The sequence below is a fragment of the Myxococcus sp. MxC21-1 genome (assembly GCF_032612255.1).
Lineage (GTDB): Bacteria > Myxococcota > Myxococcia > Myxococcales > Myxococcaceae > Myxococcus > Myxococcus virescens.
In genome coordinates this window covers 3,655,307-3,672,573 of record NZ_CP123278.1, presented here as the reverse complement: position 1 = coordinate 3,672,573, position 17,267 = coordinate 3,655,307, and the positions used below count along the sequence as shown (strand labels likewise).

The window sequence follows — 17,267 nt, the reverse complement described above, 5'->3', positions numbered from 1 at the left end:
CAAGGCGTGGGCTGGCGGCAGGCGGCTCAACCCGCCTTGCGCACCCAGCCCACGTAGAGGCGCTCCCGGCGCTCCATGCGGACCAGTGGATTCCCCGTAGCCTCGCACCATGCGGGAAGGTCCGCCTCCAACCCGCGATCCGTGGAGACGAGCTCCACGAGCGTCCCTGGCGCCAGGGCTCTCATGGCCTTGGCGAGCTCCAGGATGGGCATGGGGCACAAGGCCCCTCGAGTGTCGATGCGCACGGCGGCGTCCATGATCGGGACTCTGACGGAATTTTTCCGAAGTCTCCCGAGTTTTGGGGCCCCTGAGGGGGCGCGGCTCCCTGGAAGGCCAGAGCGGCTTGCTTGCGCGTCTGGAATTCCCTCTGTTAAGACCGCCGCCCTCTGCCCTCGTTGAAAACCCGCTCGGGCCCACAATGCCGGCCCCATGGCGAAGGAGCAAGACCCACTCATGAAGCCCAATGTCATCGTGGCCCTGCTGGTCGGCCTGGTGCTCGGGTTCGTTGGCGGCCGCGTCAGCACCGGCCCGTCCACGAAGTCCGAAGTCGCCAAGGCCGCACCGAACTCTCCCGCCGCCCCGGCGCCGGGTGGACGCCGTCCGGTGGATCCCACCGTGTTCAAGGTGCCCATCGAGAACTCGCCGACCCATGGCAGCGCCGACGCGCTCGTCACCGTGGTGGAGTTCTCCGACTACGAGTGCCCCTTCTGCAGCCGGGCGAACGTCACCATCGAGAAGCTCCAGGAGCAGTACGGCAAGAAGCTCCGCGTGGTGATGAAGCAGAACCCCCTCTCCTTCCACCCGCGCGCCAAGCCCGCGGCCATCGCCGCGATGGCGGCTGGCGAGCAGGGCAAGTACTGGGAGTACCACGCCAAGCTCTTCGCCAATCAGAAGAAGCTGGATGACGCGTCCCTGGAGCAGTACGCCAAGGAGCTGGGCCTGAACCTGGACAAGTGGAAGGCCGAGCTGAACAACCCCAAGTTCCAGGACATCATCACCCGCGACCAGGCCCTGGCCAACCAGCTGGGCGCCAGCGGCACCCCGGCCTTCTTCATCAATGGCCGCTTCCTGTCGGGCGCGCAGCCCATCGCCAACTTCCAGGCCCTCATCGACGAGGAGCTGGTCAAGGCGGAGAACCTGGTGAAGAGCGGCGTGCCCGCCTCGCAGGTGTACGCGAAGATCATCGAGAAGGGCTCCGAGCGCGCCGCGCCCAAGGCGCAGCCGCAGCAGCCCGCCGCCAAGGTCCAAAAGGTGGAGATCCCCTCGGACTCGCCCTCCTTCGGCCCGGCCACCGCCAAGGTGACCATCGTCGAGTGGTCTGACTTCGAGTGCCCCTTCTGCAGCCGCGTGGGCCCCACCCTGGCGAAGATCAAGGAGAACTACGCCAAGGACGTGCGCGTGGTGTTCCGTCACCAGCCGCTGCCCTTCCACCCGAACGCGAAGCTGGCCGCCGAGGCCTCGCACGCCGCGCACGAGCAGGGCAAGTTCTGGGAGTACCACGACAAGCTCTTCGCCAATCAGAAGGCCATGGATCGCGCCTCGCTGGAGAAGTACGCGCAGGAGCTGGGCCTGAACCTCGCCAAGTTCAAGGCCGCCCTGGATTCGGGCAAGTTCAAGGCGAAGGTCGAGGCCGACATGGCCGCCGGCAACGCCCTGGGCGCCAACGGCACCCCGACCTTCTTCATCAACGGCCGTGAGTTCGTCGGCGCGCAGCCCTTCGAGGCCTTCAAGCGCGTCATCGACGAGGAGATTGGCAAGGCGGACAAGCTGCTCGCCGCCGGCACCAAGCCCGAGGAGCTCTACGCCAAGCTGAACGCGGAGAACGTCGCCAATGCCCCGACGGCGCCCGCCGCGGCCCCTGGCGCTCCGGCCGAGCCCCCGGTCCAGAAGGTGGACGTGGGCAACGCCCCGGTGAAGGGCGACAAGAACGCGCCTGTCACCATCGTCGCCTTCTCCGACTTCGAGTGCCCCTTCTGCAGCCGCGTGGTGCCCACGCTGAAGCAGCTGGAGGACCAGTACGGAGGGAAGATCAAGGTCGCCTTCAAGAACCAGCCGCTGCCCTTCCACGCCAACGCCAAGTTGGCCGCCGCCGCCGCGCTGGCCGCGCACGAGCAGGGCAAGTTCTGGGAGTACCACGACAAGCTCTTCGCCAATCAGCGCGCGCTGGACCGCGCCTCGCTGGAGAAGTACGCGCAGGAGCTGGGCCTGAACGTGGACAAGTTCAAGGCCGCGCTGGACCAGGGCAAGTTCAACGCGCAGATCGAGGCCGACATGGCGCAGGCGTCCAGCGTGGGCGCCTCCGGCACCCCGACGTTCTTCATCAACGGCCGCACGCTCGTGGGCGCCCAGCCCGTGGACGCGTTCAAGCGCGTCATCGACGAGGAGCTGAAGAAGACCGGCGGCGTGGTGGCCGACTCGAAGTAGTTCCCGCCGGGGCCCTGGGGCCCTGACGCGACAAAGGCCGTCGGACTCCTCTGAGTCCGGCGGCCTTCGTCTTTCCAGCCCTGGCTTCAGGAGACGGCGATGGCGTCAATCTCCACCTTGGAGCCACGCGGCAGCGCGGACACCTGCACGGTGGCGCGGGCCGGCGGCGCGCCGGTGAAGTAGCGGCCATAGACTTCGTTCACCCGGGCGAAGTCGCCCAGATCGGTGAGGAAGATGGTGCAGCGCACGACGTGGGAGAAGTCCAGCCCGCTGGCGGCGAGCACGGCCTTCAGATTCTCCATCACCCGCTCCGCCTGCACGACGACGTCGCCCTGCACCATCTCCATGGTGGCGGGGTCGAGCGGAATCTGGCCGGAGAGGAAGGTCATCTTCCCGGCGTCCACCTGCACCGCCTGGGAATACGGGCCAATGGCCTTGGGGGCCTGGTCGGAGTGGATTGCCTTGCGAGCCATGCGGCGCACCTCGGGGTGAGAGCGGCCCGAATCGGGCCGCCGGGGTTTCCGGGCGCTCTACCACGAAAGGCGAAGGCGGTTAGATGCGCTCGACCGAGTAGACGCCCTGGAGCCGCTCGATGGTTCGCATCAGGTCGGTGAGCTGCTTGAGGTCGGAGATGATGACCTCGAAAGTGTTCACCGCCCGGTCATCTCCGGTGGCCCGGCAGTTGGCCTGGGAGATGTTGACGCCCTTCTTGGAGAAGGTGTTGGTGATGTCCGCCAGCAGGCCCGGCCGGTCCGCGGTGAGGACGCGCAGGGTGACGGGGCGCTTGAAGTCGCCCCGGACGTCCCACGACACGTCCACGCGCCGCTCGGGGTCCGTGGCCAGTGCCTTTTCACAGCCGACCGTGTGCACCGTGACGCCCCGCCCCCGGGTGATGAAGCCGGCGATGGGATCTCCGGGGACGGGGTTGCAACACCGCCCGAAGCGCACGAGGACATCGTCCACGCCGCCAATCTGCACGCCGCTGCGGTTGCTGCGGCCCACCAGCCGCTTCGCCAGGTCGGTGACCCGGGACAGGCCCGGCAGCACCGAGTTGCCGGTTCCACCAGAGGTTGTCCCAGCGGCGGGGTTGGCGTCCGCGCGCCCCCCGGCCTCCGCGGCGTTGAGCTTCTCCTGGGGGACGAGCCGGTGCGACAGCTGCTGCGGCGTCACCTTGCCGTAGCCAATGGCCACCAGCATGTCGTCTTCCACGCGGAAGCCCAGGTCCACGGCGGCCTTCTTCATCTCGCCGGACTTGAGCAACCGGTTGAAGTTGAGCTGGAAGCGCTTGAGCTCGCGGTCCGCCAGCTCGCGTCCCAGTTGCAGGCTCTTCTCGCGCTGCTGCTGCTTGATGAAGCCGCGGATGCGCTGCTGCGCCCGGCTCGTCTTGACGAAGGTGAGCCAGTCCTTGGACGGATGCTGCTGGGGGCTGGTGAGCACCTCCACCGTGTCCCCGTTCTTCATCTTGTAGCGGAGCGGGACGATCTTCCCGTTCACCTTGGCGCCCACGCACCGGTTCCCCACGTCCGAATGAATGGCGTAGGCGAAGTCCACCGGCGTGGCGCCGCGAGGCAGCGAGCGCACGTCGCCCTTGGGCGTGAAGACGAAGACCTCGTCGGTGAAGAGGTCCACCTTCACCGTCTCCAGGAACTCCTTCGGGTCCTTCAGGTCCTGCTGCCACTCCATCAGCTGCCGCAGCCAGGCGAACTTCTCGTCATCCTTGGAGATGACGGCCTTGCCCTCCTTGTACTTCCAGTGCGCGGCGATGCCTTCCTCGGCGATCTTGTGCATCTCCGAGGTGCGGATCTGCACCTCCACGCGTTCGCTGAGCGGACCGATGATGGTCGTGTGCAGCGACTGGTACATGTTGGGCTTCGGAATCGCGATGAAGTCCTTGAAGCGCCCCGGCACCGGCTTCCACATCTCGTGCACGAGCCCCAGCGCCTCGTAACAGGAGGGCGCGGTGGGCGCGATGATGCGAAAGGCGATGATGTCGTGGATCTGATCGAAGTCGATGCCCTGTGACTTGATCTTCTTGTAGATGCTGTAGACGTGCTTGAAGCGGCCGCTCACCTCGCCCTTCAGCCCGCGCTCGGCCAGCTTGGAGCGGATGAGGTCGCACGTGTCCTCGATGTACTTCTCCCGCTCCTTCTTGCGCTTGTTCAGCTTCGCCTGGAGCGCGAAGAACTCCTGCGGTTTGACGTAGCGGAAGCTCAGGTCCTCCAGCTCCGTCTTGATCCACGAAATGCCCAGCCGGTTGGCCAGCGGCGCGTAGATGTCCAGCGTCTCCTGCGCGATGCGAGCCTGCTTCTCCTCCGACATGTGGTCCAACGTCCGCATGTTGTGCGTGCGGTCCGCCAGCTTCACCAGGATGACGCGGATGTCCTGCGCCATCGCGATGATCATCTTCCGGAAGTTCTCCGCCTGCTTCTCCTCCTGCGACAGGCTGGCGGATGCGGAGAACTTGGACAGCTTGGTGACGCCGTCTACCAGGTGGGCCACTTCCGAACCGAAGAGCTCCGTCAGCTCCTCCTCGGTGGCCAGCGTGTCCTCAATGGTGTCGTGAAGGAGTCCGGTGACGATGGACGCCTCGTCCAGCTTGAGCTCGCCCAGGATGCCGGCGACCTCGAGCGGATGGACGAGGTAGGGCTCGCCTGACTTCCGGAGTTGACCCTGATGGACCTTGGCCGAATAGACGTAGGCCTTCTTGATGATGTCCAGGTCGGGGTCGGGGTGGTACTGGGAAACCCGTTGGAGGATGTCGTTCAGGCGAATCATCGAATGAGGAGCAATCGTAACTTTGCACCAACGGAGGGGCAACGTTGCCCCACACCTGGACGTCACCTCCCTCTGGGACACCCCAGTTGGTGCGTTCGCTTTCGTTGACCCGGTGTTTTACGGCCCCGTAGATTCGCCTCCGCACATGTCACAGCTCCTGCTGTCCTCCCTCGCCGTGGTCTGCCCGAACTGTGACGGGTACAACTCGCCTCGCTCGGCTGCATGTGTGCTCTGCGGCCAGGCGCTGGGCGAGCCCGCTGCCCTGCCCCGCCCCGCCGCCACGAAGCCGCCCCTCACCGTCCCCCGGCCTGGTACGCCGCCCGGCAGCCGGCCGGTCGCGGTGTCCAATTTTCCCGGCGGCAAGGTGGCGGAGCCGGTGATTCCACCCGCTCCCAGCGCCATTCCGCCGGGCCTGCGCCCCTCTGCCCGGACGCCGCCCCCACCGCCGCGGGCCTGACCGTGGAACGGCCGCCGCAGCAGCGCACCCCCACGGCGCCCCCGGGCATCATGGCCCGCACGGGCGGCGCCTCAGGTCCGGCCACCACCCGTCCGCCCCCGCCGGTTCCGGACAGCGCGATGCCCAGCCGGGCCGGCGTGGCGACCACGGCGCCCCGCCCCGCGCCTCCGGCCGCCTCCCGGTTCGGGCTCGCGGTCATCGCGGGCTCCGCCCGGGGCCAGCGCTACAAGCTCCCTGTCACCGGTTGTGTCGTGGGCCGCCAGCGCGGCGCCATCCTGTTCGCGGACGACGCCTTCGTGTCGCCCCTACACGCCACCTTCCTGGTGAAGGATGGCGCGCTGTACGTGCGGGACGAGTCCAGCGCCTCGGGCGTCTTCGTCACGGTGGGGGGCACGGAAGCCCTCACCCCGCGCACCCACTTCAGTGCGGGCCAGCGCCTGTTCCGTTTCACGGGCCGACTGGAGCCCCAGCCCCCGTGACGGGACGGCCCGCCATCTACGGCGCCCCGGTGCCACTGGGGCAGGCCGTCTACGGTGTGGAGGAGATGCTCGTCGGTGGCCGGGCGGGACGCGCGGTGGTGACGGCGGCGCCGCTGCTCACCATCGGCCTGGCCCACTGTGACTTGAGCTTCCCAGGCGACGAGGGCCTCGCGGGCCGCCACTGCGAGCTGTCCCCAACGCCCACCGGTGCCCTGCTGAGGGACTTGTCCGGGGGCCTGGGCACCTATGTGCGCCTCGCGAGCGGCGTCGAGCGTCCACTGCGTCCGGGAGACCGCGTCCGCCTGGGACAGCATGTGCTTCAGGTGGAGACGCTGGGCTGACACGGGGCAGGCTGTGCCGTGGGGCATGCGCCCCGGTGCCCTGAAGCCATGGAGCTTCGTGTCCCGGGGCGGCAAGCCGACACCGCCCCTCGTGACGCACCCCTCAGGGCGACGCGGGCTGCGCCACGGTGCCGCTCAGGCGCTGCTCGATGAGGGCACGCGCCTTGGAGGCGGGCTGCTCGCGCAGGTGACGATTCCACCAGCCCCGGGCCTCTTCCTTGTCCGGGTTCTGCCGGTGCCAGTAGACCTCGCCCAGCTTCAGGGCCAGCTCCGGGTCACCACTGCGGCTGAAGGCCTCGCGGTACTTCGTCGCCGCCAGCCCCACGTCCGCGCGCTGCAGTGCCTTGTCACCCTCTCGCGCCAGCTCCAGCGCGCGCTCGACGTTGCGCGCTCCCGAGACAATGGCCCGGTCGTAGAGCGGCACGTCGAGGCTCGCGCCCACAGCGGAGTTGTTGGCCCCCGCCGGCACCGGCGCATTCGTGGGCAGCGCGTAGGGCAGGTCCTGCGCGCCCCGCTGCCCGCGCCCATGAGGAAGTAGTAGGCGAAGAAGCCCAGCGCGGCGACCACCAGCAGGATGGTCAGCGACTTGAAGAAGAACGCCACCCCGCTGCTGCCGCCGGCCCCGGCTGCGTGTGGACCAGCGAGTCCGTGTGCTCACGCGTGGCGGCCATCGCGTCGGCGTTCGCGGGCAACGGCTCCAGCACACCCGGCAGGGCGCGCACCGTGGCCTCCATGGTCACTTCGTTGCCCCACCCAGGGAGCGTGGCATCCCGGACATCACTCTGCGGACTGGCGGCGGACTTGCGCGGCAACGGCGCCAGTACCGCCGACGAGGCGGCCGAGCGCCGCGGCGCCGACTCCATGCGGCGGCGTTCCTTGTCCACGGCCTGCAGCTCGGCCTTGAAGGCCTCGGCGCTGGCGGGCCGGTCCGCCGGGTTCTTGGACAGCGCCCGGAGGATGAGCCGCTCCATGGCTGGAGAGATGCGCGCATCCGGCCGGCGGCGCGTGGGCGGCGGCGGCTCCTCGGTCAGGTGCTTGGTGGCGAAGCCCACCGCCGAGTCCGACTCGAAGGGCAGCAGGCCCGTCATCAACTGGTAGAGGATGACGCCTACCGCGTACAGGTCCGAGCGGTGGTCGAGCTGTGAGCCCCGCGCCTGCTCGGGCGACATGTATTCGGGGGTGCCGCACACGAAGCCCGCGCGGGTGAGCGCCGGACCGTCGTCCGTGGAGTCGGTGATCTTCGCGATGCCGAAGTCCAACACCTTGACGAAGTCGGGCTCGTTGCGCCGCGGCTCCACCATGATGTTCTCTGGCTTGAGGTCGCGGTGGATGACGCCGGCGCCGTGCGCGTCCGACAGCGCGCTCAGCACCTGACTGACGATGCGCACCACGCGCCCCTCGTTCAGGGGCCACTCGCGGCTGAGAATCTGGTGCAGGTCCTGCCCCGCCACGTACTCCATGGCGATGAACAAGGCCCCGTCCTCGGCCTGGCCGAAGTCGAGCACGCTGATGGAGTTGGGGTGGTTGAGGCGGCTGGCGGCCTTGGCCTCGCGCTGGAAGCGCGCCACGGTGCGCTCGTCCGACAGGAGCGTATGCCGCAGCACCTTCAGCACCACCACCTTGTCCAGGGAGAGCTGCCGGGCGCGGAACACCTTGCCCATGCCGCCCTCGCCAATGAGGGCTTCGACCCGGTACTTGTAGGCAATCGTCTTGCCGACGTACTCGTCCGTATCGGGCGTGCGCACGAGGGTCGCGCCACAGGCGGGACAGAAACGGGAAGATTCTTGGGCGTCAGCGCCGCAGGAGGGGCAGTGCAAGGAAACGATCCCCAAAGGGGTGGGACACCGACTTCATCACGTCGCTCGGGTGGGGGGCAAGCCGCGTGCAACGCAAGTCGAGCAACCGAGCCCCGGCCCTGGTACAACCCCTAGCCCTCCATGGACGCGATGGAATACTGCCCCCGCTGTGACACCGAAAATCCTCGGGACGCCTCCGTCTGCCGCGCTTGCGGCTCGCCGCTGCGCTCCGGAACGATGGTGATGGCCGTCGCCAGCGTCGCTTCGCGCCCGCAGGTCTCCATCCGCGTGGTGCGCGCCGATGGCGGCCCCGAGTCCGTCGTCCGCATGCAGCGAGACACCCTCACCTGCGGCCAGCAGGCGGACATCTCGCTCACGGACGACCCCTTCATCATGCCGCTCCAGGTCCGCTTCTTCTTCTCCGGCGTCCGGCTGGCCGTGGAAGACGTGGGCGGCGCCAACGGCGTCTTCGTCCGTCTGCGCCAGGAGCGAGAGCTGCCCCCGGCGGCGAGCTGCGCCTGGGGCGCCAGCGGTTGGTGCTGGAGCCCATTCCCACCGCGGCCACGGGACCGGGTGGAACCCAGGTCTGGGGTTCACAGGATCCCGGCTACCGGCTGCGGCTGGTGCAACTGCTGGAGGGAGGCCTGCGAGGCGGCGCCTTCCCCCTGCGCGAAGGCGACAATCTCCTGGGCCGCGAGCAAGGTGACCTCACCTTCCCCACGGACGGCTTCGTGTCCGGGCGGCACGCCGTGCTGCAGGTGCGGCAGGACCGGCTGCAGGTCCGGGACGTGGGCTCGTCCAACGGCACCTTCATCCGCCTGTCGGGCCCGACCTTCGTGGACAACGGGGACCACTTCCTCATTGGCCGTCAGCTGCTGCGCGTGGAAATCCAAGCGCCCACGTCCTGAAATGCCAAGGGCCGCACGGGGGTATCCCCCGCGCGGCCCTCACTGCCTCGGTGATCAGCCGTAGGATTTCTCCTTCTTCTCCTGCTCTTCCTTGCAGCGGATGCAAAGCGTCGTCACCGGGCGCGCATCCAGGCGCTTGGGCGAGATGTCCTCTTCACACCGCTCGCAGACGCCGAAGGTGCCGTCCTCGATGCGGACCAGCGCCTTTTCGATCTTCTGCAACAGGAACTTCTCCCGGTCCCGCAGACGGAAGACCATTGACTGCGCATACTCGGAAGACGCCAGGTCGATCTCATCGGGAAGGTCGTCCGTGTCGAAACTGGACTCCTCCACCAGGGTCTTCTTGGCGCTCTCGAGCAGGCTCGCCTTGCTGTCCTCGAGCATCTTCTTGTAACGCTTGAGATCTTTCTGGTTCACAGCCTTCGCTCCAGTTCAGCGAGGTTTTGGGGCCCTGCACCCCAAAAAAAGGGCCCGAAAGCTTCATTCATGAGGTCTTCAGTGTCAAGCTGACGTGGGTATGACCAAGGGTGAAGGGAGGGGCGTTTGACCGAGAACACGAAGTTTGATCGGGAGTTCCTGCGCTCGGCTCTCTCGTTGGCCGGCAAGAACGAAGTCGATCACTTCCTATATATCTGCGACACGCCCATTCCCGCCGAAGAGTTTCGCGGCCGGCCTGCGCGCAAGAAGCTCGTCTACGCCGTCACGATGCCCAAGCTCGCGGAGGAGCACCTCGCCAAGAAGGTCCGCGCGCTCGTCATCCCGGCGTACGACTACTCCCGCACCGAGCGCGTCAAAGTGGCGCTCGTGTCCGCGCTGTCCCAGGGAGCGTTCAAGGAAGGTGATCTGGTCCTGTGCATGACGGGCAAGGTGGGCCGCGCGCCGGACACGCTGATGCAGATGCGCATCGGCGGCTCGCTCGATGACCGCGTCGCCATCGAAGGTGTGAAGCTGGGCGATGAGTTCAACTCCCAGGTGGTGGACGCCCTCATCCAACTGGCGCTGCAGATTGGCCAGGAAGGTTTCGAGGGCCACCCCATTGGCACCATCATCACCATTGGCGCCCACAACACCGTGATGGAGAAGAGCCGGCAGATGACCATCAACCCGTTCCAGGGCCTCTCCGAGGCGGAACGGAACGTGCTCGACCCGAAGATTCGCGAGGCCATCAAGAACTTCTCCGTGCTCGACGGCGCCTTCGTCATCCGCGAGGACGGTGTCGTCCTGGCCGCGGGGCGCTACCTGTCCGCGGCGGATGAGGCCGTGAAGATTCCGCTCGGTCTGGGCGCGCGGCACGCTGCCGCCGCCGGCATGACGTCCACCACGGGCTGCATCGCCCTGGTCGTGAGCCAGACGTCCGGCGCGGTGCGGCTCTTCAAGGGCGGCAACATCGTCCTGGAGCTGCACCAGACAGCGCGCCGGACCTGAAGGCCGCGCTCATTCCTCCTGCGCCTTCTCCTCGCGGTAGATGTCCGCCAGTGCGTGCGCGCGCTCGATTTCATCCCGAGCTGCGTCCACCACCAGCGCCTGGTCGAAACGGGCCACGCGCTCGCGCAGGGACTCGGTGACGAGCCCGCCCATGGTGAGCCGCGCGGACGCGCTCTCCCGCTCGTGGCGCAGCTCCGCCACGCGATCGCCCAGCTCGCTCGCGGCCTCCAGCAACAACCGCCCGTCCGACTCGGCCCGCTCCAGCGAATCACGCGTGCTGGCCAGGAGGTCCTCCGCCTGCGCCTGGTCCTTCTCCAGCACGCGCACCGCCCGAGCGTCACCGCGCTCCTTCGCGGTGGCACGCCGCGAGGTGAGCTCCAGCAACCGGCGCGCGTAGCGCTCCTCCGCGCGCACCAGGTCCGCCTTGAGCGCCAGCAGCGTGGCCGCGGACTTGCGGACCTCGGCGGCCTGTCGCTCCAGGTTTTCGATGAGCTGGTCGAAAGCAGCCAGCGGGTCCGCTGGGCGCGACGGCTCCTTCTTTCGTCTCCTCAGCAGGCCGAAGAACATGGGCGTGGGCGCAGCCTACCCGAAGGGCCGGCACAACAGCCGCACGCGCTGCAATGCCTCCTGCGTGGCCTGCCCACCCGCGGACAACGCGGACAGGTAGCGCGCCGGGGTCAATCCGTACACACCCAGCAGGTGTTGAAGCAGCAGCAAGCTCTCCGCCGCGCGCCGGTCCGCGGGAGCCAGCGACGCCGCCTCCACCAGCGCGCCCAGGATGTCGGCCACACGGTGCGTGACGTCCTTGGCAGTCGGCTCGGCCCCGGGGGCAGCGTGGGCTTCTCCGGGAAGAGCGCATCGAACGAGGCGTCCACCGCCACGGTCCGCGGAGCGGCCCGCCCTGCGGCGACCGCCTCCAGCGCCTCCAGGTGCGGCGTGAGCTGCTCCAGCGCATCACCGGACGCCGGCACGTCACGCGGCAGCAGCGTGCGCCAGGGCGTGTCGAACTCCGTGCGCGCCCACAGAATCTCCTCATCGGAGAGGTGGTGGTAGAAGGCGCGGCCTCCGGCGGCCCGCTGCTCCCGGACGAGGAGGCGGAGGTCCGGGTTCTCCTCGCCCAGGGACACGAAGCTCAACGCGATGTCCAGCGCGTCCATGGGCGCGCGGGTGCGGCGGATGAGCTCCAGGTCCACGCGGTCCTCGCCGTCAGTGACGAGCACCACGGTGGCCCGAGCGAGGTACGGGTCCCTCCCCTGCGCGGCGCGGATGGAGTCGAACGCGGACATCAGCGCGAGCGTGATGTCCGTCTGCCCCTCCGCGGGTGACTCGCGGAAGAGCTTCTCCAACTGCCGGGTGGCCTCCAGCGCGGAGTCCACTCGCGCCAGCTCGGTGGGCACGTCATTGAAGAAGCTGAAGTACAGCGGGTCGAAGTGCTCGCCCCGGCGGGCCTTGACGCGCAGGTTGTTGAGCTCCGCGATGACAATGGCGTCCCGGAAGCGGGCTCGCGCGCCGTGCATGGAGCCCGACGCGTCGCAGACGTAGACCCGCACCGCGGTGCGCTTCACCTTCCGGGGTCGCGGGGGCGGCTCGTCGTCCAGGTACGCGCGCACCAACTGGTGACTGGCGGCCAGGTCGCGCAGCAGCATCCGCGGGTCCGTCAGGACGAAGTTGTTCACCTCGTGGAGGCTGCCCGTCGTCTCGTAGGTCATCGTCTGCGTCGGGTACGGGACACGCCGGGACACCGCCCGTGCGGTGCGCGTATCCGCCAGGACGATTTCCTCCGACAGCGCGTCCTCCACGTCGAAGTAGCGGGCACAGCCCGCCGCCAGCTCGAACGTGGAGAGCTGCTCGGGATCCAGGGAGAAGGCCAGGTCCGTCAGCAGCTCATCGGCCTTCGGAGGGCCCGGAACTTCGTCAGGCGCCGTGGGCGCTTCGCCGAACCAGTGCGACAGGCCATCGAGCTCCGCGCGCTCCATCAGCGACGACAGCTGAGGAGGTGCCGGCAACATCGGTGTCAGCGCCGCCCGGGCCGCGTCCGCCAGCGCCGCGTCCCCTGCCTCCAAGGCCCGCTCGTAGAGCCCCTTCAACGAGCGGTAGGCCACCTGGGGCTCGCGCCGGGCCGTGTGACGCACGTGCCGCAGCAACTCCTCCATGGAGCGCACGGCTGGAACGGCCCGCACCCGCTCGCGGGCCTCGGCCACCTGGCGCCGCAGCGCCATGCCTCGCTCGCGGTCGTGGTCCGCGCCCAGGCGGATGAGCAGCTCGTGCGCCAGGTCCAGGTCCCGGCGCTTCTGCATGACGTCCGTGGGGTTGGCCCGGGCCCGCTCCGCGAAGAACTCCGCCACCGCCAGACGCGCACTGGTGGGCGCAAGACGCGGGGTGCTCCCATCGACGCGCCCGTAGATTTCCAGCGCCGCGTCGTCCTCCTCCGGCTCCGAGGGAGGACGGGCGAAGAGGTCCGCCACCTTCACCACGCGCGCCAGCTGGATGAAGCCCTTCTCCAACACCGCGACCGCGCCGGGAAGCGACTCTCCCTTGCGCCAGGCCCGCTCCACGAGCACCAGGCACTCCTCCACCTCCTCGAGTGCTTGATGGGCCCTGTCGAGCAGCCCCTGCGCCAGTGCCCCCGCCCTGCCCTTCCGCAGGCCCAGTTCCTTGAGGAGCCGTGCGTCCGCCGACGTGTGCACGCCCACCCGGTCCAGGTCCCGGTCCAGCGAGGCCAGCATTGGCAGCGCGACATCCTCGGGCCCGCGAGCACGTCGCCCCAGCAGCGTCCACGCCCGCCAACCGCCGCGAGCGGGCGCGGGCTGGTGGAGCGCATCCAGCCGCTGCCGGAGATCCGCGAGGCGCCGGGCCAACACGCTCAGCGCCCCCTCTCCGCTTCAACCAGTCGCCCGCGGGAGAGCCGGGTCATGGTGTGGACCGCCGCGACAGCACCTGCCGGCTGAAGCGCCCGAAGTCCTCGTCGATGCCGCGCAGCTGCCCCTCCAGCCGTCGAGCCCCCTCGCCCAGGTCACCGGGCATGGTCCCCAGCAACGCGAGGACACCCCGCAGCCGAACCAGCTCGCCTTCCTTCAACGCGAGCATCGGGAAGCGGCTGCGCACCAGCCGGTCCACGGTGCGTTCGGCATCCGCGCGCTCCGTCATGGACTCAGGCGGTGGGAGCGACGTGAGCAGTTGGGTCAGCCAGCTCCGCAGGTATTTGACGCGCGTCTGGACGAACCCGAGCTCTGCCTGGGCCACCGCCGAACGCACGGCCTCCGATAGGAAGCCGGGCGAGGCAGCGCCGTGGTTCGCGGCCAGCTGTCCATCCAATCCCAGCAGCGCGGCCAGCTCTCCATCAGGCGCCTTCGCCGCGAAGTCGCCCCGGTAGAAGACGTAGGCGTCCCCGTTGAGCACCGACGTGGACGCGGGCGGCGGGCTGGGCACATCGCGCGTGAGGAGATGGGCATGCTCGCGCAGCCGGGACTCGATAATCTCCCGGCACTCGGCGAACACCGCGTCGACGGACACCCCCTCGCGCCGGAGGTTCTCCGCCACCGACTGCACCGCGCGACCGTACTGCTCGATGCGTTCGAAGGGCGTGGAGGACAGCACCTCCCGGGCGTAGGCAATGCCCAGTGGGAGCAGCAGCTCCTGCTTGAGGCCCTGTTGCGTGGGGTCCAGGACAGCCAGGGCGTTCTCCAGCTGCGTCAGGCGGCGCGAATCTCCCGCCAGCGCTTCGAGCGGCTCCCGACGTCCCCGGGCCAGGTTGCCCTGGAACGAGAACACAGCGCGCCGGCGCAGCGCGGACACGACCCGGCTCCGGACCTCAGCCTCGGCCGTGAGCAGGCGCTCCGAGGCGGCGGGTGCGCCGTCCGACAGCTGCCCCGCCAGCTCTCCCGTCTGGGAAAGCTCCTCCTCCAGGTTGTCCGCCAGCCCGACCAGGCCCTCCAGCTTGAGCCCGTCCTCGAAGTCCACGCTCTCCGCGGACAGGGCGATCATCTCCTGGGCACCTTCCAGAAAGCGGGCCGTTGCCTCGCACAACGCCCCGTAGCCCGGCCGCAGCTCGGGGACGCCGCGACAGAGCGTCAGCACGTCGCCGAACGACACCAGCAGCGCGATGCCGCCCCGCCCCTCACCGTGCCCCGCCATGCCACGCGCCAGCCGCTGCTCCTGCGCCGCCACCAGGGCCCGCGCCGCCGCCACCAACGGGATCCGGTTCTGCGCATGGCGCGGCCCGGGCACCAGCTTGGTCAACAAGGCCCGCGCCGTGGTGGAGACAACGCCGGGCTGCCAGTTGCGGCTCACGGACTCGACGGAGCTCACCTCTTCGGAGGACCCGAGCGCTTGCGCCTCGCGCTCCACGCCGCCCCCCAGCTCCCGCTGTATCTTGGCCAGCGCTTCGTCGAAGGCGCGCTGCTCCAGGCGGACGATTTCGAGCTGCGCCCGCTCCCGAGGGTCCACCACGGACTTGAGCAGCGCCTCCGTCTCCTCCGCTGGCGGTCCTCCCAGGAGGAAGAACCAGCGCAGCGAATCCAGGTCCTCGACGGTGGCCTCCAACGCCCGCTCGGGGCGCCGGTAGATTTGATCCCGCACCACCGCGGCCTTCAGCGCCCACAGCGCCTTCACCACGGAGCGCTGGGAGAAGTACTTCGTCGGCACGTAGTCCGGCAGCTTCGCCACCTGGGCCGCGAGCGCGCGCTCCAGCGCATCCGCCAGCAACTCCACGCCTTCCATGACGTGGCTGGGCACCACCACCTTCGTCACGGCGTCCTGCAGCAGGTCCACCTGCTGCAACGACAGCTGCGCGCGCAGGTCCGGCCGGGCGAAATGGGAGAAGCGTTGCAGCATGGCCGCCCGGCTCTCCCGGCGCGCGAACGACTTGGGCACGAAGCAGATGAAGCTCAGCCGGTCCGCGAAGGCCAGGAGCAGCTCCGGCGAGCGCGCCAACACCTCTGAGAGATACCGGTTGCTCGTCATGACGACGCACTCGGTGCGCCCCGTCGTCACCCGGCGGCCGTGCTTGAGCTCCCGCTCATGCAGCACGTTGAGGATGGAGCGCAGCAGCATGTCCCGGCCGTCGAAGATCTCGTCCAGGAAGGCGTGCTCGGAGCCCAGCATGCCTTCGTCGGTGAGGTACTCGGTGCGTCCCGTCTCCGTGAGCACCTTGAAGTCCACCGGGCCGATGAGGTCCGTCTGCACGGTGGACTCGGCCAGCTGCTTGGAGAAGAGCGACGGCAAGCCCGTGCGCTCGTCGATGATGCGCCCCAGGACGGCGCTGGCGATGGCGCTCTTGGCCGTTCCGGGGGGGCCCACCACCAGCACGTGCTCGCGCCCCAGGAGCGCCAGCTCCAGTTGCGTGAAGAGCGTCTCTCGCTCCAGGTAGGCATCCCGGAGCTCGGTGAAGAAGTGCCGGAAGGCGCGCGCGGCCTGGAGGTATGTGGACGGTGGAGATTGCACGGACGAACCCGAGGTGGCGGGGAACCGCCATGCTATCCGCCACGCGCGTCCTATTTGAAGTGGACCACGCACGCTCCGTCTGGGCATTGACGTCCCGCGATGCGGAAGCGATGGCGGGCCACGACGCGGTAGAGCGCATCCAGGAGCTGCCGCAGGCCCGGCACGTAGTACACACGGAGCAGCCGTCCCAGCGGCCGTCGGCCCAGCGCCAGGACAATGGCCTCCAGCCCCTCCACCACGGCCCCATCCGGGAGGACCAGCTGCAGGGCCCGCTCACAGCGGTCCGCCGTGACACCCGGGAAGGATGCCAGCACCCCGTCCTCTCGAAACGAGCGCAGGCGCGTCCCCGTCCCGCCCAGCAGCCGCTGGAGCTGCCGGGCCGCCCCACCGCACAGGCGGCAGTGCCCGTCATAGAGAATCACGTCATGCCCGGGAGGTGTCGTCCGCAGCACGGGCGCCATCAGCGAGGCCTCAGCGTGTCATGCAGGTGCGCATGCACCGCGCGCCAGATGTCGTGCTGCCGCTCGATGGGGTCCATCAGCGTCATGCCCACCGACGTCGCGGGCGAGCTGCCCTGGAAGGCCGAGTACTGACGTACCTGCGTGCCCCCCGCGCCGTCCTCGGCGAAGACGAAGCGATTCGTGCCGCGCAGAGGGTGCCCATCCAGCGTGGTGATGTGCAGCGTGTTCGCGCCCGGCTCCAGGCGCACGGTGATGGGCGCCCACACGGGCGGAAATCCCTTCTCCTCCAGGAACAATTTCGCGCCATCCACCAGCGCCGCCGTCGCCGGGCGGACACGGATGCCGGCGGCCTCGAACACCGCCGATGGGTGACGGACGAAGTAGGCGTAGGCCTGGGCGGGCGCCACGTCCGGAATGCTGCTGGTGTAGTCCGTCAAGGACGTGGGCGCGCCGGGGATGGGCGGACTGGGCTTCAGGTGGTCCAGGTGGATGCGCGCATAGCCATCCACGGCGGCACCATCCCCCATCAACCGGCTGGCAGCCGCGGCTTCGGATTGAGCGGCCGTGAGCGCCCCCTGCCGCACCTGCTCCATCAGGTTGCCCGTGGGCCTGGGTGGAAACGCGCCGCCCACGCCGAAGTCGAACTGGTTGTCGGCGCCCGTGCGAGGCCCCGAGCGCGGCCCGGGCACAGACAGCGCCGGTGGACGCCCCAAGGAAGGCCCCCGGTAGGGCTCCGCGGTCGACGACGCCACGGCGGAG

The 17,267-nt window shown here is 69.0% G+C and carries 13 protein-coding genes and 3 pseudogenes; 6 read left to right on the top strand and 10 right to left on the bottom strand.

The genetic code is table 11. The features are described from left to right. Window positions 1-26 precede the first annotated feature (26 nt). On the bottom strand, window positions 27-257 hold the full coding sequence (locus QEG98_RS16955) for a sulfurtransferase TusA family protein (protein ID WP_090495178.1): 231 nt from the start codon (window positions 255-257) through the stop codon (window positions 27-29). A gap of 196 nt (window positions 258-453) precedes the next feature. Here QEG98_RS16955 and QEG98_RS16950 point away from each other — a divergent pair, with 196 nt between their 5' ends. Further along, window positions 454-2,424: a DsbA family protein gene (locus QEG98_RS16950; RefSeq protein ID WP_316567401.1), complete on the top strand. Its 1,971-nt coding sequence runs from the start codon at window positions 454-456 to the stop codon at window positions 2,422-2,424. An 86-nt stretch (window positions 2,425-2,510) separates the two neighbouring features. Here QEG98_RS16950 and QEG98_RS16945 read toward each other — a convergent pair whose 3' ends face one another. Next, window positions 2,511-2,897 (bottom strand): RidA family protein, encoded by a 387-nt coding sequence (locus QEG98_RS16945; RefSeq protein WP_090495180.1) that lies wholly within the window; start codon window positions 2,895-2,897, stop codon window positions 2,511-2,513. A 79-nt stretch (window positions 2,898-2,976) separates the two neighbouring features. After that, entirely contained in the window at window positions 2,977-5,199 is a 2,223-nt protein-coding gene (locus QEG98_RS16940; RefSeq protein ID WP_316567400.1) for a bifunctional (p)ppGpp synthetase/guanosine-3',5'-bis(diphosphate) 3'-pyrophosphohydrolase, read from the bottom strand. A 145-nt stretch (window positions 5,200-5,344) separates the two neighbouring features. Here QEG98_RS16940 and QEG98_RS16935 point away from each other — a divergent pair, with 145 nt between their 5' ends. Genes QEG98_RS16935 through QEG98_RS16925 form a run of 3 tightly spaced genes read left to right on the top strand, consistent with a single transcriptional unit; the run spans window position 5,345 to window position 6,476 of the window. Beyond that, window positions 5,345-5,656, top strand: coding sequence for a hypothetical protein (locus tag QEG98_RS16935; RefSeq protein ID WP_316567399.1), 312 nt, complete (start codon window positions 5,345-5,347; stop codon window positions 5,654-5,656). A 2-nt stretch (window positions 5,657-5,658) separates the two neighbouring features. Next, window positions 5,659-6,135: an FHA domain-containing protein gene (locus QEG98_RS16930; protein ID WP_316567398.1), complete on the top strand. Its 477-nt coding sequence runs from the start codon at window positions 5,659-5,661 to the stop codon at window positions 6,133-6,135. Further along, the gene (locus QEG98_RS16925) at window positions 6,132-6,476 is read left to right on the top strand and encodes an FHA domain-containing protein (RefSeq protein WP_316567397.1); all 345 of its coding nucleotides are present in this window, start codon (window positions 6,132-6,134) and stop codon (window positions 6,474-6,476) included. The genes QEG98_RS16930 and QEG98_RS16925 overlap by 4 nt, the downstream gene beginning before the upstream one ends. A gap of 103 nt (window positions 6,477-6,579) precedes the next feature. On the opposite strand, the pseudogene QEG98_RS16920 reads toward QEG98_RS16925, so the two are convergent. Continuing rightward, window positions 6,580-8,293 (bottom strand): annotated as a pseudogene (locus QEG98_RS16920) (protein kinase domain-containing protein). 120 nt (window positions 8,294-8,413) lie between these two features. Between QEG98_RS16920 and QEG98_RS16915 the strand changes: the two are divergent. Then, window positions 8,414-9,180 (top strand): annotated as a pseudogene (locus QEG98_RS16915) (FHA domain-containing protein). A gap of 54 nt (window positions 9,181-9,234) precedes the next feature. Here the strand turns inward: QEG98_RS16915 and QEG98_RS16910 are convergent. Next, window positions 9,235-9,597, bottom strand: coding sequence for a TraR/DksA family transcriptional regulator (locus QEG98_RS16910; protein ID WP_011553247.1), 363 nt, complete (start codon window positions 9,595-9,597; stop codon window positions 9,235-9,237). A gap of 126 nt (window positions 9,598-9,723) precedes the next feature. Here QEG98_RS16910 and QEG98_RS16905 point away from each other — a divergent pair, with 126 nt between their 5' ends. Then, the gene (locus QEG98_RS16905) at window positions 9,724-10,605 is read left to right on the top strand and encodes a DNA integrity scanning protein DisA nucleotide-binding domain protein (RefSeq protein ID WP_090495195.1); all 882 of its coding nucleotides are present in this window, start codon (window positions 9,724-9,726) and stop codon (window positions 10,603-10,605) included. A 9-nt stretch (window positions 10,606-10,614) separates the two neighbouring features. On the opposite strand, the gene QEG98_RS16900 is transcribed toward QEG98_RS16905, so the two are convergent. The 5 genes and pseudogenes from QEG98_RS16900 to QEG98_RS16880 all read right to left on the bottom strand — a co-directional run bounded on the left by QEG98_RS16900 (window position 10,615) and on the right by QEG98_RS16880 (window position 17,260). After that, window positions 10,615-11,172 carry a hypothetical protein gene (locus tag QEG98_RS16900; protein WP_316567396.1) on the bottom strand — a complete coding sequence of 186 codons (558 nt, stop codon included), beginning with the start codon at window positions 11,170-11,172 and terminating at the stop codon, window positions 10,615-10,617. A 15-nt stretch (window positions 11,173-11,187) separates the two neighbouring features. After that, window positions 11,188-13,466 (bottom strand): annotated as a pseudogene (locus QEG98_RS16895) (VWA domain-containing protein). A gap of 49 nt (window positions 13,467-13,515) precedes the next feature. Next, window positions 13,516-16,047: an AAA family ATPase gene (locus QEG98_RS16890; RefSeq protein ID WP_316567395.1), complete on the bottom strand. Its 2,532-nt coding sequence runs from the start codon at window positions 16,045-16,047 to the stop codon at window positions 13,516-13,518. Window positions 16,048-16,097: 50 nt separating this feature from the next. Further along, window positions 16,098-16,508, bottom strand: a complete 411-nt coding sequence (locus tag QEG98_RS16885; protein WP_090495206.1) for a thiol-disulfide oxidoreductase DCC family protein — start codon at window positions 16,506-16,508, stop codon at window positions 16,098-16,100. Continuing rightward, a complete protein-coding gene (locus tag QEG98_RS16880) occupies window positions 16,508-17,260 on the bottom strand; it encodes a hypothetical protein (protein WP_316567394.1) in 753 nt (250 codons plus the stop codon). The genes QEG98_RS16885 and QEG98_RS16880 overlap by 1 nt, the downstream gene beginning before the upstream one ends. Window positions 17,261-17,267: the final 7 nt, after the last annotated feature.

Bases quoted from the DNA above. Each gene is read 5' to 3' on its own strand.
- QEG98_RS16955 (WP_090495178.1), bottom strand. From the start codon at position 257: ATGGACGCCGCCGTGCGCATCGACACTCGAGGGGCCTTGTGCCCCATG.
- QEG98_RS16950 (WP_316567401.1), top strand. From the start codon at position 454: ATGAAGCCCAATGTCATCGTGGCCCTGCTGGTCGGCCTGGTGCTCGGG.
- QEG98_RS16945 (WP_090495180.1), bottom strand. From the start codon at position 2,897: ATGGCTCGCAAGGCAATCCACTCCGACCAGGCCCCCAAGGCCATTGGC.
- QEG98_RS16940 (WP_316567400.1), bottom strand. From the start codon at position 5,199: ATGATTCGCCTGAACGACATCCTCCAACGGGTTTCCCAGTACCACCCC.
- QEG98_RS16935 (WP_316567399.1), top strand. From the start codon at position 5,345: ATGTCACAGCTCCTGCTGTCCTCCCTCGCCGTGGTCTGCCCGAACTGT.
- QEG98_RS16900 (WP_316567396.1), bottom strand. From the start codon at position 11,172: ATGTTCTTCGGCCTGCTGAGGAGACGAAAGAAGGAGCCGTCGCGCCCA.
- QEG98_RS16885 (WP_090495206.1), bottom strand. From the start codon at position 16,508: ATGGCGCCCGTGCTGCGGACGACACCTCCCGGGCATGACGTGATTCTC.